The sequence below is a fragment of the Paractinoplanes toevensis genome, assembly GCF_018332695.1.
In the GTDB taxonomy this organism is placed as follows: Bacteria; Actinomycetota; Actinomycetes; order Mycobacteriales; family Micromonosporaceae; genus Actinoplanes; species Actinoplanes toevensis.
Window position 1 is genome coordinate 53,550 of the sequence record NZ_BOQN01000047.1, and the last position, 14,194, is coordinate 67,743.

Annotated in this window: 14 protein-coding genes; 8 read left to right on the top strand and 6 right to left on the bottom strand. The window is 71.1% G+C overall.

From position 1 onward, the window contains the following. The first annotated feature begins 60 nt into the window (after nucleotides 1-60). Genes Ato02nite_RS15885 through Ato02nite_RS15905 form a run of 5 tightly spaced genes read left to right on the top strand, consistent with a single transcriptional unit; the run spans nucleotide 61 to nucleotide 6,806 of the window. Nucleotides 61-2,370 carry a carboxypeptidase-like regulatory domain-containing protein gene (locus Ato02nite_RS15885; protein ID WP_213007288.1) on the top strand — a complete coding sequence of 770 codons (2,310 nt, stop codon included), beginning with the start codon at nucleotides 61-63 and terminating at the stop codon, nucleotides 2,368-2,370. 15 nt (nucleotides 2,371-2,385) lie between these two features. Next, complete coding sequence (locus Ato02nite_RS15890) at nucleotides 2,386-4,743, top strand: carboxypeptidase-like regulatory domain-containing protein (RefSeq protein ID WP_213007289.1); 2,358 nt, start codon at nucleotides 2,386-2,388, stop codon at nucleotides 4,741-4,743. Between the two features lie 49 nt (nucleotides 4,744-4,792). Continuing rightward, nucleotides 4,793-5,104: a TM2 domain-containing protein gene (locus tag Ato02nite_RS15895; RefSeq protein ID WP_246607027.1), complete on the top strand. Its 312-nt coding sequence runs from the start codon at nucleotides 4,793-4,795 to the stop codon at nucleotides 5,102-5,104. Beyond that, the gene (locus Ato02nite_RS15900) at nucleotides 5,101-5,982 is read left to right on the top strand and encodes a class I SAM-dependent methyltransferase (protein ID WP_213007290.1); all 882 of its coding nucleotides are present in this window, start codon (nucleotides 5,101-5,103) and stop codon (nucleotides 5,980-5,982) included. Before Ato02nite_RS15895 ends, Ato02nite_RS15900 begins: the two co-directional genes overlap by 4 nt. Then, nucleotides 5,982-6,806, top strand: coding sequence for a hypothetical protein (locus Ato02nite_RS15905; protein ID WP_213007291.1), 825 nt, complete (start codon nucleotides 5,982-5,984; stop codon nucleotides 6,804-6,806). The genes Ato02nite_RS15900 and Ato02nite_RS15905 overlap by 1 nt, the downstream gene beginning before the upstream one ends. On the opposite strand, the gene Ato02nite_RS15910 is transcribed toward Ato02nite_RS15905, so the two are convergent. Continuing rightward, nucleotides 6,784-7,323 carry a hypothetical protein gene (locus tag Ato02nite_RS15910; protein ID WP_213007292.1) on the bottom strand — a complete coding sequence of 180 codons (540 nt, stop codon included), beginning with the start codon at nucleotides 7,321-7,323 and terminating at the stop codon, nucleotides 6,784-6,786. The genes Ato02nite_RS15905 and Ato02nite_RS15910 overlap by 23 nt on opposite strands. 65 nt (nucleotides 7,324-7,388) lie before the next feature. Here Ato02nite_RS15910 and Ato02nite_RS15915 point away from each other — a divergent pair, with 65 nt between their 5' ends. Next, nucleotides 7,389-8,144: a DUF899 domain-containing protein gene (locus Ato02nite_RS15915; RefSeq protein WP_213007293.1), complete on the top strand. Its 756-nt coding sequence runs from the start codon at nucleotides 7,389-7,391 to the stop codon at nucleotides 8,142-8,144. Here Ato02nite_RS15915 and Ato02nite_RS15920 read toward each other — a convergent pair. Then, nucleotides 8,075-9,286, bottom strand: a complete 1,212-nt coding sequence (locus tag Ato02nite_RS15920) for an MFS transporter (RefSeq protein WP_213007294.1) — start codon at nucleotides 9,284-9,286, stop codon at nucleotides 8,075-8,077. The genes Ato02nite_RS15915 and Ato02nite_RS15920 overlap by 70 nt on opposite strands. 39 nt (nucleotides 9,287-9,325) lie before the next feature. Between Ato02nite_RS15920 and Ato02nite_RS15925 the strand changes: the two genes are divergently transcribed. Beyond that, nucleotides 9,326-9,880: a CGNR zinc finger domain-containing protein gene (locus Ato02nite_RS15925; protein ID WP_213007295.1), complete on the top strand. Its 555-nt coding sequence runs from the start codon at nucleotides 9,326-9,328 to the stop codon at nucleotides 9,878-9,880. Between the two features lie 8 nt (nucleotides 9,881-9,888). Further along, nucleotides 9,889-10,830: a class I SAM-dependent methyltransferase gene (locus Ato02nite_RS15930; protein WP_213007296.1), complete on the top strand. Its 942-nt coding sequence runs from the start codon at nucleotides 9,889-9,891 to the stop codon at nucleotides 10,828-10,830. On the opposite strand, the gene Ato02nite_RS15935 is transcribed toward Ato02nite_RS15930, so the two are convergent. From Ato02nite_RS15935 to Ato02nite_RS15950, 4 genes are all read right to left on the bottom strand, one after another. Then, on the bottom strand, nucleotides 10,827-11,207 hold the full coding sequence (locus tag Ato02nite_RS15935; RefSeq protein ID WP_213007297.1) for a nuclear transport factor 2 family protein: 381 nt from the start codon (nucleotides 11,205-11,207) through the stop codon (nucleotides 10,827-10,829). The two genes, Ato02nite_RS15930 and Ato02nite_RS15935, sit on opposite strands and share 4 nt — an antisense overlap. Further along, nucleotides 11,204-12,514, bottom strand: a complete 1,311-nt coding sequence (locus Ato02nite_RS15940) for an MFS transporter (RefSeq protein ID WP_213007298.1) — start codon at nucleotides 12,512-12,514, stop codon at nucleotides 11,204-11,206. The genes Ato02nite_RS15935 and Ato02nite_RS15940 overlap by 4 nt, the downstream gene beginning before the upstream one ends. Then, nucleotides 12,511-13,761 carry an aminotransferase class I/II-fold pyridoxal phosphate-dependent enzyme gene (locus tag Ato02nite_RS15945; RefSeq protein ID WP_213007299.1) on the bottom strand — a complete coding sequence of 417 codons (1,251 nt, stop codon included), beginning with the start codon at nucleotides 13,759-13,761 and terminating at the stop codon, nucleotides 12,511-12,513. Before Ato02nite_RS15945 ends, Ato02nite_RS15940 begins: the two co-directional genes overlap by 4 nt. Nucleotides 13,762-13,774: 13 nt before the next feature. After that, nucleotides 13,775-14,194 (bottom strand): EAL domain-containing protein (locus Ato02nite_RS15950; protein WP_213007300.1); only part of this gene is annotated, 420 nt, incomplete at its 5' end.

Below are 14,194 nucleotides of genomic sequence, written 5' to 3' on the forward strand. Positions count from 1 at the left end.
CGCGCGTCGATGCGGCGGGCTACCATCTCGCCACCGCAATACGACACACGGGGGAAATCGATGAGCAGCTTCCGGCTGTCTCGTCTTGGCTATGCCGTGCTCGCCGGCCTGGTCGCCGCAGGTGCTCTCGCAGCACCCGCGTCGGCCGCCGCCGGCGGCACGATCCAGGGCGACTTCACCAGCAGCACCAACCAGCCGATCGCGTACGCGTCGGTGAACGCCTACTCGCCCGGCGGCGCCTGGCTGGCCGGTGGCGGCACCGACGAGCTCGGCCACTACGTCATCACCGACGTGCCGGCCGGCCGGGTCCGGATCCAGTTCGACGACTCCGGCCGCCAGCAGTGGGCGCCCGGCAAGCGGACCGGTGCCGAGGCCACCAACTATCGGATCACTGCGGGCGGCACGCTGACCGTCGACGAGCAGCAACTGCCCACCGGCCGGCTCGGCGGCCACCTCGACGGGCCGCCGACCAGCGTGGTCGTGGTCGGCGGCGTCGACCAGGTGAGCGGCTACACCGACGAGAACGGTGACTGGGCGATCGACGTGTTCCCGGGGACCTACCGGGTGAGCTACCGCTGGGACGCGGTGACGCAGTGGGCGGTGCAGTCGGCCACCGCGGCCGGCGCGGCCACCTACCCGGTAGCGGCCGGGCAGACCGTGGCGGTCGACGACACCAGGTTGCCCACCGGGACGTTCTCCGGCCGGCTCACCGAGGCCGACGGTTCGCCGCTGGCCGAGGCATGGCTGACGCTGCACCACGGCGACGAGGAACTCGGCTATGTCCTCAGCGGCGCCGACGGCACCTACTCGTTCGGCGAGGCGCTCGCCCGCGACGGATACACGGTGTCGTTCGAGGTCGACGACACCGTCCAGTGGATCGCCGGAACGCTCGACCCGGCCAAGGCCCGCCGGTTCACCGTGGTCGCCGGCGAGACGACCACGGCCGACGACGTGATGCTCGGACCGTCGGCCGTGCACGGCCGACTGGCCGACCCCGACGGCACCTCCAAGGTGGGGTACGAGGTCGAGGTCCTCGGCAGCGGCGTCTCCTACTCGGCGACCACCGGCAGCGACGGCCGGTGGAGCGTGCCGAAGGTGCTGCCCGGCGACTACCGGGTCTCCTTCCGCACTCCCGACTGGAGCCGCACCCAGTGGGCGTACGGGAAGAACACCCAGGACGAGGCCACCGTGATCACCGTCGAGCCCGGCCAGGACGCCGCTGTCGACGACACCTGGGTGCCCGGCGCGACCCTGGTGGTCAACGCCGTGGACGCGGCGACCGGCGCGCCGGTCAGCGACTTCTGCGTCTGGGTCGCCACCCCGACCGACGGCAGCGGCTGCGCCACCGGCAGTTCGGTGACCATCGGGGACCTGCCGGCCGGCAGCTACACCGCACTGGTCTCGCCCGCGAGCACGTCGTACTACCTGCAGTCCAGGAACGTGCCGGTGACGCTGGCGGTCGGCACCACCACCACGATCTCGGTGCCGGTCACCAAGGGCGGCAAGGTTTCGGTCAGCGCGACCGACCGGGCCACCGGCAAGGCCGTCCGCGACGTCTGCCCGATGCTCCAGGTGCTCGGCCGGGGCGGCCTGCCCAACGGGTACGGCGACTGCACCGGCGCCCAGGGCAAGGTCGTCACCGCGGCCCTCGCCCCGGGGACGTACGAGCTGTTCGCGGTGGCCCCGAGCAACGCGTACGGCCACCAGTGGGTCGGGACCGACGGCGGCACCGGCGACCAGCAGGCGGCCGCCCGCATCACGGTCACGGCGGGCGGGACGGTCACCGCCCCGGCCGTGCGGCTCGACAAGCCGGGCACGATCAGCGGGGTGGTGACCGACCCGGCCGGCGCCGCGCTCTCCGGCGTCTACGTCGGTTACAGCGCGTGGGGTGACTCCGGGCCGTCGTGGGGCACCCGCACCGGCTCGAACGGTGCCTACCTGATCACCGGGCTCGGGCCGTACCAGTGGCCGCTGCTGTTCGGCAACAACGAGTACCCACGGCAGTGGTCGGGGCACACCGGCAACCGGTTCGAGGCGGAGAAGGTCCCGGTCACGGCCGGGACCGCGACCACCTACAACTTCACCGTACGGACGTCGGCGGCGCTCGCCGGCACGGTGACCGTCCCGGCCGCGCCGGCCGCACAGTGGCGGATCCACGCGTTCAACGCGGTCACCGGCGACGTGATGGGCTCGTTCGACAGCTACGCGGCCGGGCCGGGCGGGACGTACCGGATGCCGCTGACCGGTGCGCAGACGGTGAACCTGAACTGGTCGTACGACACCGACACGGTGCACGGCAACGGCACCTACGACACCCCGGTCGCCGTCCCGGCCGAGGACACCGCAAGCCTCGATCTCACCCTGAACTGATACCCGGGGGAAACGATGAGCAGGAATCGACTGACTCGTCTTGGCTACGCCGTCGTCGCCGGTCTGGTCCTCGCGGGCGCTCTCGCAGCGCCCGCGACGGCCGCGGCCGGTGGCACGGTCCAGGGCGACTTCACCACCATCGACGACGGTCCGATCGCCGACGCCTACGTCACCGCCTACACCGCCGACGACGAGTGGCTGGCCTGGGCGTACACCGACGGTCAGGGCCACTACCAGTTCACCGATCTGCCGGCCGGTGGCATCAAGCTCCAGTTCGACATCAACAACCTCCAGCAGTGGTCGCCGGGCAAGCGCAACAGCGCCGACGCCACCGTCTACCAGCTCGCGTCGGGCGGGTCGCTCACCGTCGACGAGCGCCAGCCGGCCACCGGCACCATCGCCGGCCACCTCACCGACAACCCGCCGTACTTCAACGTGACCGCGACCGGCGTCGACCAGCCCGCGGCGGTCGGTGGTTACGCCGTCGACTCCGGCGACTGGTCGATCCCGGTCTTCCCGGGCACATACAAGATCGGCTTCAACTGGGATGGCTCCAAGCAGTGGGCGGTCGGGTCGGTCAGCGAGGCCGACGGCGCCGTCTACACCGTCGCGGCCGGGCAGACCACCACGGTCGATGACACCAAGCTGCCCACCGGCACGATGTCCGGGCGACTCACCAAGGTCGACGGATCCCCGCTGGCCGACGTCTGGGTGAGCCTGTTCCGCGGCGACGAGCAGACCGGCTGGAACGTCACCGACGCCGACGGCCGCTACACGTTCGGCGAGGTCATCGCGGGTGAGGGCTACACCGTGGCGTTCGACGCCGACGGCCAGGAACGGCAATGGGTGCCCGGTGTGCGCAGCCAGCAGCAGGCGACCCGGTTCACGGTCACGGCCGGGGAGCCGACCACCGTCGACGACTCCCAGATCGCCCCGGCCACGCTGCACGGCCGGCTGGTCGGCGAGGACGGCACGGCCAAGTCCGGGTTCGCGGTGGAGATCCTCACCGACGACCAGGACCACGGGCTCAACTACTACGGAACCACCGCCGCCGACGGCACCTGGAGTGTCGGCGGCATCGAGCCGGGCGGCTACCGGGTCTCGTTCCGCAGCCCCACCGCTCAGCGCACCCAGTGGGCGTACGGCAAGGACACCGAGGCGGACGCCACCGTCATCGACGTGCGGTCCGGCGGCGACGTGACCGTCGACGACACCTGGCTGAGCGGCGGCACGCTGGTGGTCAACGCGGTCGACGCGACCACCGGCGCCCCGGTCAGCAACTTCTGTGTGTGGGCCGACCTGCCGACCGGTATGGGTGCCGACGGCTGCACCACCGGCAGCTCGGTGACCGTCGACGACCTGGCCGGCGGCGTCTACAACCTGTCCGCCACGCCCGACTCGGACTCGTACTATCTGCGGTCGGACTCCCAGTCGGTAACGGTCGCCACCAAGCAGACCACCACCGCCACCGTGCGGCTCGTCCTCGGCGGCAAGGTCTCGTTCACCGCGAAGGACCACACCAGCGGCGCGGCCGTGCGGCGGGCCTGCGGCGTCTTCCTGGTGCTGGGCCACGGCGGCCTGGGCGACGGTTACGGCAACTGCACCGACGCCACCGGCAAGGTCACCACGGAGACGTTGGCCACCGGAACGTACGAGATGTTCGCGGTCGCCCCGGCCGGCTACGGCCACCAGTGGGTCGGCGCGGCCGGTGGCACCGGCGACCAGAAGGCGGCGGCCCGGATCAAGGTGAAGGCCGGCCGGACGATCGCGGCGCCGGGCGTCCTGCTCGACAAGCCCGGCAAGATCACCGGCGTGGTGTCGGACGCGGCCGGTGCGCCGCTCGCCGACGTCGACGTCGCCTACAGCGCGTGGGGCGATGCCGGGCCGAGCTGGGACACCGCCACCGACGAGCACGGCGTCTACACGATCGACAAGCTCGGACCGTACGGCTGGCCGTTGCTGTTCGGCGCCGGCAACTATCCGCGCGAGTGGTCCGGGCACACCGGCAACCGCTTCCAGGCCGAGACCGTCCCGGTCGTGGCCGGCGGCAGTACCACCTACAACTTCACCCCGCGCACGACCGCGTCGTTGAAGGGCAAGGTGACCTCGCCGGTCGCCGGCTGGCGGATCCACGCGTTCAACGCGGTGACCGGCGACCAGATGGGCACCTTCGACTCCTCAACGGCGGGCCCGGGCGGGTCGTACGAGCTGCCCCTGGCCGGGGATCAAAAGGTGAAGGTCGACTGGAGCTACTACCAGGAGGCCGGCCCGTCGGCCCAGGGCTGGTATCAGGACGCCGCCGACATCGACTCGGCCAAGAAGGTGGCGATCCCGGCCCAGGGCGCCAAGAAGCTGAACCTGAAGCTGGGCTGACCCGACGAGGTGCCCGGGGCCGGTCGGCCCCGGGCTATCGTTTCGTCCCGTGAGTGCTTCCGAGCCCGTCGAGTTGCCCGAGTGGGAGCGGCTGCGGGTGTTGCGGGCCGAGGCGGAGTTCTCGTCGGTGAAGAAGGACCGCCGGGCGGCGTACACAATCTGGGTCTTTCTTGGCATTTTCGGGGGTCATCGGTTCTATCTCGGTGACACCGGCCGGTCGGTGGCGATGCTGTTCACGCTGGGTGGCCTCGGCGTGTGGACGCTGATCGACGGGCTGTTCGTGGCGCGGCGGGTCACCGCGGTGAATCGGCAGCGCCGGGCCGCGATCATGGCCCGCTACAACATCCTGGACATGCCATGATTTATCAGCATCCCCTGCACTATCTGCTGGGGATCGAAGGGATCGCGCTGCTGCGGTCCTACTACGGCGACCACGACCGGGCGTTCGCCGAGGCCCGGGTCGTGGAGATCCGGCGGCTGCTCGACCTGGTCGCGGCCGGTGTCGAGGTGTCCACGGTCGACACCGTGGCCGGCTACCGCGTCTGGTCGGAGACCTACGACCAGCCGGGGAACGGCCTCTTTCCGGTCGAGGAACCGTTCGTCCACGAGATCGTCGACGCGCTGCCGCCCGGGGTCGCGCTGGACGCCGCCTGCGGGACCGGGCGGCATGCGGCCTACCTCGCGGAGCGCGGCCATCGGGTGATCGGCGTCGACAGCTCCCCGGACATGCTCGCCCACGCCCGCCGGCGGGTGCCGGACGGCGACTTCCGGGCCGGTGGCCTCGACCGGCTGCCGCTGCCCGACGACCACGTCGACGTGGCGGTGTGCGCGCTCGCCCTGGCCCACCTGCCCGACCTGCGCCCGGCCTTCGCCGAGCTGACCCGGGTGCTGCGGCCGGGCGGCCACCTGATCGTCACCGACATCCACCACGAGTGGGTGACGCTCGGTTCGGTGCCGCACGTGCGCTCGGCCGACGGCGAGCCGCAGCTGATCCCGTCCTACCGGCACCGGGCCGCCGACTACCTGAACGCCGCCCTCCCGCTCGGCCTGGAGCTACGCCGCCTGGAGGAGCCCCGCTCTCCGGCCGGCGAGGTCACCGACGGCTTGGCCGGGGACCTCACCACCGGCCCTTGGGATGCCTGGCCCTGGTCACTGATGGCACTCGCGCCGGCCGCCATCGCCGCCGCCGCGGCCGGAGTCCCCGCCGTCGTGCTGTGGCATTTCGTTAAGGTTCGGTGATGAGGACGGCGACCCGGCGCTTCGCCCTGTGGCGGGCCGATCTGCAGGGCAGTGTCTGTGCCGCGCCCGAGGAGTGCGTCGACAACCTGCGGCACCTCGACGTGGTGCCGGTGGTGCTGGAGCATCGCGTCCACGGCGTCACCGCGACCCGCGAGGTGTTCGAGACGTCGCTGCGCGACGGCCAGTTCACCGGCGTGGTCTGGCCCGGCGATCTGCGGCCCGGCGTGCGGGTCACGGTCGTCTGGCACGCCGCCGACAACACGGTCGTGGCGCACACGACGCCGCTGGACGAACCGGTGTCGGTCGACGGGGTCGACTACTTCCACGAGTACGACCCGAAGGTCGTCACCCGCGAGTTCGAGGCCGGCACCTCGAACTGGAGCCGGGTGCTGCACGCGGTGTGCAAGCACGGCTGGGTCTTCGACGACGGCAGCGCGGTGTTCGCCGAGGCCAAGGTGGCCGGGAAAGCCGGTCTGGGCCGGGGCGCGAAGGGTGCGTTCCTGCTCAAGAACGCCGTCGAGCAGCTGATCCGGGAGGGCTACGTCACCCGGGTGACCGGCAGCGGCGACTCGTCGTTCCCGGCCGTGGAGGGCGCCGACCCGGTGGAGATGCTGTTCTACGCGCCGCTGGTCGAGCCGGCCGAGCCACCCGGCGCCACGGACCGCCGCGACCACTGGGTCCACGGTTTCGTCCGCAAGCTGCCACCCGGCGCCCAACCGTCCGAGAAACAGCTCTCCGAATACCAGCGAGCCCTGGACAGCGAGCAGATCGACGCCCCGCTGGAGCCGGGTTACACGTTCGTCAAGAAGCACCACCGGCATTGACCGGGATGTGCGCGACCGCCGACAGCCAGGCCGCGAAGGGACGGGCGACCCGGCCGGTCTCGTCGTCGACGAAGATCTCGTCCCGGCCGCCGTCGCGGTGGTTCGCGTACAGGTGAAGTTTGGTGATGTTGTCGCTCTCCTGCGCCTGCAGCTCCAGGTCGGCGGCGTCCGAGACCCGGCCGCGCCAGTTTCCGCTGGCCACCCACACCCGGCCGCAGCGCAACCGGCCGGGGGTGACGGTGAAACCGTCCTGGGTCAGCGTCAGCACGGCCGTCCCGAACGCCCCGCTCGCCGCCATCAGCGTCCCGATCACGATGAGGTCGCGACTCGCGTAGAAGAACCAGCACCAGAGAAACACCACGCCGGCGGCCGCGGCGACCGCGGTCAGCCACCGGCGGATCGGGTTCATCCGCATCAGGATGACCGGCTCGCCGGTCTCGCGGTCGAACCGGCGCACCGCCTGCCACCCCCGGGGCACGGGAGTGACGCCTACTTCCGGTATCCAGTTCCCGGTCACTCCCTCATTGTGCGGGCAAACGCAACCACCGATGAGTTGGCGGGCGCGCGCCGGTCTGTATTGGCATGACGGACAACAATCTGCCGGAGATCGTGTCCCGCGACGAGTGGCTGGTGGCCCGCCGGGAACTGCTGGTCAGCGAGAAGGAGGCGGTGCGGGCCAAGGACGCCCTCAACACCCGCCGCCGGATGCTGCCGATGGTGCGGGTCGACAAGGAGTACCGCTTCGACGGGCCGGCCGGCCCGGTGACGTTGCGGGACCTGTTCGACGGGCAGCGCCAGCTGGTGGTGCAGCACTTCATGTTCGACCCGGAGTGGGAGGACGGCTGCGGCAGCTGCACGGCCGCCGTCGACGAGATCTCCGACGGGCTGCTGCGGCACCTGCGGGCCCGCAGCACGGTGTACGCCGTGGTGGCCCGCGCCCCGCTCGCGAAACTCGAGAAATACCGGGCCAAGCGCGGCTGGACCATCCCGTTCCACTCGTCGTTCGGTTCGGACTTCAACTACGACTTCCACGTGACCCTGGACGTGTCGGTGCGGCCGGTCGAGTTCAACTACCGCGGCCCGGACGAACTGCGCGAGGCCGGCCTGGGCTGGACCCTGGACACCGCGAACCAGCCGATGGAGCAGCCGGGCATGAGCTGCTTCCTGCGGGTCGGCGACGACGTCTTCCACACGTATTCGACGTTCGCCCGCGGTACCGAGCAGGCCGGCGACTCCTACGGAATTCTCGACATGACGGCGCTCGGCCGTCAGGAGGAGTGGGAGGAGCCCAAAGGCCGCTCGGACACCTCCCGCGGAGCGGTCCCCGACTTCAGCTGAGCACGCGGCCGGTCACCTCTCGGCCGAGCGAGGGCGATGATCAGCGCCGCCGCCGTGATGCCGGCGGCCAGCAGCGCCGACGTGCGCACCGTGCCGCCGGCCAGCACCTGGCTGCCGATCAGGGCGCCGGCCGTGATCCCCACGTTGAAGGCGGTGGACGAGCCCGCGCCGGCCAGGTCGGTGCGGCCCGGTGCCACCTCGAGGACCCGGACGGCGAGGATCGCGGTCATCGCCGACAGGGCGAAGCCGGCCGTCGCCACCGCCGCGATCGAGATCACCGGGATGGCGCTGCCCGCCCACTGCGCGGTCAGCGCCACCGCCTGGACCCCGATGACGACGGTCATCGCCCGGCCGGTGTGCCGGGCCGGGACGAGCCCGGCGGCGATCACGCCGACCAGCCCGGCGATGCCGCGCAGCAGCAGGACCGCGCTGACCGCCCGGCCGGACAGCCCGCTCGCTTCGGTGAGGAACGGGCTGATGCAGGTGAACGCGACGAACGCCCCGGTCACCAGCACCGCGACGGTCACCACGAGGTTGCGGTAGGCGCGGGCGTCCGGGGCCGAACCCCGCTCGGTGTCGCTGGTGCCGGGGGTCTGGTCGGGCATCAGCGTGACGATCACCGCCGAGATCGCCAGCCCGAGCCCGGCCAGGACCAGGAACGGCACCCGCCAGCCGAACTGCTGCCCGAGCCAGGTGCCGGCCGGGACGCCGAGCAGCGGGCCGACCGAGCTGCCCCCGTACAGAATGGAGATCGCCCGGCCGCGCACCGCGGGCCGGAACATCGCCGCCGTGGCCGGCGTGACCACCGCCCAGAAGAGCGCCTGGCTCAGCGCCGTCACCACCCGCCCGGCGAGCAGCGCCGGATAGTTCGGCGCGAGCGCCGACAGCGCGGTCGCGGCGGTGGCCGCGAGCAGCAGGGCGACCAGCAGGCGGCGCCGCCGCCACCGGTGGGTGAGCAGGGTGAGCGGGATGGTCGCGGCCACCACCATCAGGCCGTACGCCGTGACCAGCAGGCCGACCGCGGCGGTGGTGGTGCCGAGCTGGCCGGCGATCTCGGGCAGCAGCCCGATCGGCAGGGTCTCGATGGTGACGTAGAGGAATGTGGACGCGGCGAGCGCCACGAGGACAGTCCAGGACCGCATGCCGTCGACGCTACCACCAAAGAAAGGTATGGTGGAATCATGTTGCGCATCGTCGGCGGTCACCTGGCCCTGGACCTGGCCAACACGGCCACCGCAGATCAGGAGTTCCTGCCCGGCCTGCCCGCCGTGCTCGCCTGGGCGCAGCGCGTCGAGGTGCTGACCGAGGCGGAGGCCGAGCAGGTCGAGCGGTCACCGGGGGACACGTTCGCCGAGGTGCTCCGGCTGCGCGCGCTGGTCGGCGAGACCCTGGCCGGCCGCAGGCTCGACACCCTCACCGCCCGCTGGGCCGAGGCGATCGGCCGCTCCGAGCTGCGCCCGGCCGACCCCGGCGCCACCCTGGTCGTCGGCCGCGATCCGGAGACCATGCTCGGTGACCGCCTGACGGTGGCCCTGGTCGACCTGCTGCAACACGCCGACCTGGCCAAACTGCGCACCTGCCCGCCCGAGGAGGGCGGCTGCGGCTTCCTCTTCCTGGATCGCAGCCGCAACCGGTCGCGCCGCTGGTGCTCGATGGACGACTGCGGCACGAACGTCAAGGTCAAGCGGCTGACCGAGCGCCGCCGAAGCGCCGCCGAAAGCCGCAAAAGGCGATAAAATGCGCCATGCGCTGGACCCATAAGGCCAAGATCCAGAAGGCGTGCGCGCTCCTGCCCGGCGGCGACATCCTCTACCGGCAGATCCAGCGGCGTTACGGCCGGCTGAACCCCGACCCGTTCAAGCGCCTGCCCCAGCACGCCGCCATGCTGCGCCGCCTGGCCGACCTCGGTTTCCGCGCCGAGGGCGCCCGCTGCCTGGAGGTCGGCACCGGCCACCTGCCCATCGCGCCCCTGGCCTTCTTCCTGCTCGGGGCCGACGAGGTGGTCACCGTCGATCTGCACCGCCGGCTCGACACCGAGCTGACCACCGCGATGATCCGCCGGATGATCGACGCATCCGACCGGATCGCCGAACTCTACGACGGCCTGGTAGACCCCTCGGTGCTGAACGAGCGGCTGGCCGCCCTGGACAGCCTGCCCAGCGGAAGCCCCTACGACCTGCAGGCGCTCAACGTGCACTACGCGGCACCCGGCGACGCGGCCCGGATGCCCGACGAGGACGACACGTTCGACCTGAGCTTCTCGATGACCGTGCTGGAACACGTCACCCCACCGGCGATCGCCGCGATCCTGGCCGAGGCCCGCCGAGTGCTGAAACCGACCGGCTTCGCCGCCCACCTGATCGACCCGAGCGACCACTTCGCCCACCAGGACGCCACCATCACCCGAATCAACTTCCTGCGCTTCTCCGAGCGAGAGTGGCAGAGGGTGGGCGGCAACGAGTTCTCCTACTGCAACCGCCTGCGAGCCCCCGACCTGGAACGCCTGTTCACCGACGCGGGCTTCGCCATCGAACGCCGCCTGCGCACGGTGGACGAGCGCTCGGTGGCCGCGGTCGAGCGAGGCTTCCCGATCCACCCCGACTACGTGGACCACGACCTGGAAGACCTGTGCACCACCGAACTGGAGATCTACGCCCGCCCCCGAGCCCACGCAAACTCGGGTTAGGTCGGCTCGCTGCCCTGGCAGTGGCGCCAGCGCCAGCGGCCGTCGGTCAGTTCGACCATGCCGGCCACTCGGTAGGGGAAGTTCTCGGTCTTGCCGGTGTCGGTGTGGACTACGCCGTTGGCCTCGGCGAAGACGTATGCCTGCGAGCCGTATCGGTGCACGGTGGCGGAACGGGTGCTCCACCCGTACGCCTCGGGTCTCAGGAAGAGCGCGCCCAGCAGGGCCGATACGGCAGCCCGGCCCGACGCGGTCTCCGTTTTCTCCGACCCGGCGTAGCCGATGTCGTCGCCGGGCGCGAAGCAGGCCAGGGCGGCGGCCAGGTCGCGGGCGACGAAGGCGTTGTTCAGGTCGTTCACGGCGTCCAGCGGTTCGGTCATGCGGGCACCTTCTCCAGTTGTGGCTTCAGATGCTCGACGAACTGGCGGTTCTCGGCCGAGTGCCGGCCCTGGTAGGCGGCCGCCCGCCGTTCCGGGCCGCGCATGCCGGGCAGGAACAGGAAGCCGAACGTCACGGCGGCACCCAGCAGGCCGGCGCCCAGCAGCGTCTCGCGTACCCCGATCCAGCCGGCGATCGGTGCCGCCAGGGCGTAGGACAGCGGGAGCAGGGCGGTGGAGACGAACCAGTCGACGCTGGAGACCCGGCCCAGCATGTGGCTCGGCACGAACGTCTGCTTCGTGGTGGCCCAGGCTATCGTTCCGGCCGCCTCCAGGCCGTTGACCAGCACGCAGGCCAGCGCCAGCTGCCACGTGTAGGTGGCGGCGCCGTAGCCGGCCACGGCCAGGGTGGCGATCGCCCACGTGCCGTACGTGTAGGTGATGAACCGGCGGGGGATGCCGATGTAGCCGATCAGCAGGGCCGCCGCGATCGCGCCCAGCCCGCCCGAGGTCAGCACCAGGCCCAGCGCGGTGGCGCTGCCGCCCAGCTCGGTCTTCACCATGTACGGCAGCAGCACCTCGGTGGGCCCGACGAACAGCAGGTAGGTGAAGGTCGCCGAGAGGAAGGTGCCCCACAGCCAGATGTGCTGCCGGACGTACCCGATTCCCTCCTTCATGTCCCGCAGCAGCGAGCCCGACGAGTCGTCCTCGAGGGCCTCGATCGGGCGGGTCCGGCCCACCGCGAGGAGGCAGATCGTGGAGAAGGCGAAGGTGGCCGCGTCGAACGCTATCGCCCACCCGGCCCCGGCGACCGCGATGACCCCGCCGGCCAGCATCGGCCCGAAGATCTGGGCCGCGGCCGGCCGCATGAACTGATCGAGGGCGTTCGCCGCGACCAGGTCCTCCTCCGGCACCAGCCGCGGCACCAGGGCGTCGAAGGCCGGCCCGAAGAAGCCGGCCCCGGCGCCGTAGACGACCATCAGTCCGAGCAGCATCCACAGTGAGGTCAGCGCCCCGGTGAGCACCAGGGTCGCGACGCCCGCCATGATCAGGCCGCGGATCAGGTCGGAGAGCAGCATGACCTTGCGCGGGTCGAACCGGTCGCTGATCGCCCCACCGAGCAGCAGCGTGGCGATCTGCGGCAGGGTCAGCGCCACCCCCACCGCCGACATCGCGGCCGGCACGCCGAACAGGTCGTAGACCTGCCAGGCGAGCGCGACCAGCAGCATGCCGTCGCCGATGAGGGAGGCGCTCATCCCCGTCCACAGCAGCCGGAACTGCCGGTGCCGCAGCGGCGCCAGGGGGCTCACTGGAGGCGGAGCTTGCCCATGGTGGCCAGCTCGGTGATGACGGCGTTCAACTCGTCGATCTCCTCGTCGGTGTTGGCCGCCGTGACCTGGGCGCGGAAGCCGACCTGGTCGCGCGGGACCAGCGGGTACGCGGCCAGCGTGACGTAGACGCCGCGGTCCCAGAGCAGCTTGCCGACCACGTCGATGTCCTCACCGGCGGCCAGCGGCAGCTCGATGACCGGCGTGTTCCCGGTGTTCGGGGTGAACACGCCGAGGCCGCGCACGTGGTCGAGCACCTTCATGCTCTTGCGGAACAGGTCGGCGCGGATGGTGTCACCGCGCTTCTCGTTGACGTCCAGGCCGGCCAGCACGGTGGCCAGCGACGCGGTCGGCGCGGGCCCGGAGTACAGGTACGGCGGGGCGGCGACCTTCAGGTGGTTCTTCAGCCAGGTGGGCAGGGCCAGGAAGGCGAGCAGCGACGAGTACGACTTGGAGAAGCCGCCGACGAGCACGATGTTGTCGTAGCTCTCGCCGCAGTACTTGACGATCGCGTTGCCCTTGAGACCGTACGGGGAGGTCTCGTGGGGTCCGCGTTCGCCGATGACGCCGAAGCCGTGCGCGTCGTCGACGTAGAGCAGGGCGCCGTACTCGCGGGCCACCTTCGCGAACGAGGCGATGTCGGGGGCGTTGCCGGTCATGCTGTTCACGCCGTCCATCGCGATGATCTTCGGCACCCCGGCCGGCACCTGGCGCAGCAGCGTGGTCAGGTGCTCGATGTCGTTGCTGCGGAAGCGCTGCACGGTGGCGCCGAGCCCGCGGGCGTACATGCTGCCGTCGTAGATGGTCTTGTGGGCCTGCGAGTCCAGGAAGATGAACCCGTTGCCGGCCAGGATCGGCAGCACCGACATGTGGATGTGCGTGATCGTGGGCAGCACCAGCGTGTCGGGCGCGTCGAGCAGGGCGGTCAGCCGCTCCTCGATCTGCGGGTAGAGCGAGGGGTTGCCGAGCAGCCGCGACCAGCTCGGGTGCGTGCCCCAGCGGCGTACCTCGGGCTCGATCGCCGCCATGATCTCCGGCTCCAGGTCGAAGCCGAGGTAGTTGCAGGAGGCGAAGTCGGCGAGCCAGTGGTCGCCGACGCGGATCCGGCGGCCCTTGATCTCCTCGATGGTGGCGTCGTACATGGGGTTGCCGCTACGCAGCCGCTCCAGATCCGCCCAGCGACCTTCGCGCTGGACGTAGTCGAGACCGGTGAGGGGGGCGAGGGACATCAGGGATCCTTATCTATCGGTGTGCGGGGTAAGCGACCAGCCACTGGCCGATTTCGTCGACCGTGGCCGGCCGGGAGAACAGGTAGCCCTGGCCGTACGGGCAGCCCATGTCGACGAGCGCCTGCCGGTGCCCGTCGAGTTCGATGCCCTCGGCGACGACGTCGAGGTCGAGGGTGCGGGCCAGGCTGACGATGGTCTCGACGAGAGCCATCTGCTGACCGCTGTGCAGGATGTCGTCGATGAACGACTTGTCGATCTTGAGGACGTCGACCGGCATCTGGCTCAGGTAGCTCAGCGACGAGTAACCGGTGCCGAAGTCGTCGATCGCGATCCGTACGCCCATCGCCCGCAGCTCACGCAGGTCCTGCCAGACCTGCTCGGCGTCGTGCAGCACCAGGCTCTCGGTGATCTCCAGCAGCAGCCACTCGGGCCG

Bases quoted from the DNA above. Each gene is read 5' to 3' on its own strand.
- Ato02nite_RS15885 (WP_213007288.1), top strand. From the start codon at position 61: ATGAGCAGCTTCCGGCTGTCTCGTCTTGGCTATGCCGTGCTCGCCGGC.
- Ato02nite_RS15890 (WP_213007289.1), top strand. From the start codon at position 2,386: ATGAGCAGGAATCGACTGACTCGTCTTGGCTACGCCGTCGTCGCCGGT.
- Ato02nite_RS15900 (WP_213007290.1), top strand. From the start codon at position 5,101: ATGATTTATCAGCATCCCCTGCACTATCTGCTGGGGATCGAAGGGATC.
- Ato02nite_RS15905 (WP_213007291.1), top strand. From the start codon at position 5,982: ATGAGGACGGCGACCCGGCGCTTCGCCCTGTGGCGGGCCGATCTGCAG.
- Ato02nite_RS15915 (WP_213007293.1), top strand. From the start codon at position 7,389: ATGACGGACAACAATCTGCCGGAGATCGTGTCCCGCGACGAGTGGCTG.
- Ato02nite_RS15920 (WP_213007294.1), bottom strand. From the start codon at position 9,286: ATGCGGTCCTGGACTGTCCTCGTGGCGCTCGCCGCGTCCACATTCCTC.
- Ato02nite_RS15925 (WP_213007295.1), top strand. From the start codon at position 9,326: ATGTTGCGCATCGTCGGCGGTCACCTGGCCCTGGACCTGGCCAACACG.
- Ato02nite_RS15930 (WP_213007296.1), top strand. From the start codon at position 9,889: ATGCGCTGGACCCATAAGGCCAAGATCCAGAAGGCGTGCGCGCTCCTG.
- Ato02nite_RS15935 (WP_213007297.1), bottom strand. From the start codon at position 11,207: ATGACCGAACCGCTGGACGCCGTGAACGACCTGAACAACGCCTTCGTC.
- Ato02nite_RS15945 (WP_213007299.1), bottom strand. From the start codon at position 13,761: ATGTCCCTCGCCCCCCTCACCGGTCTCGACTACGTCCAGCGCGAAGGT.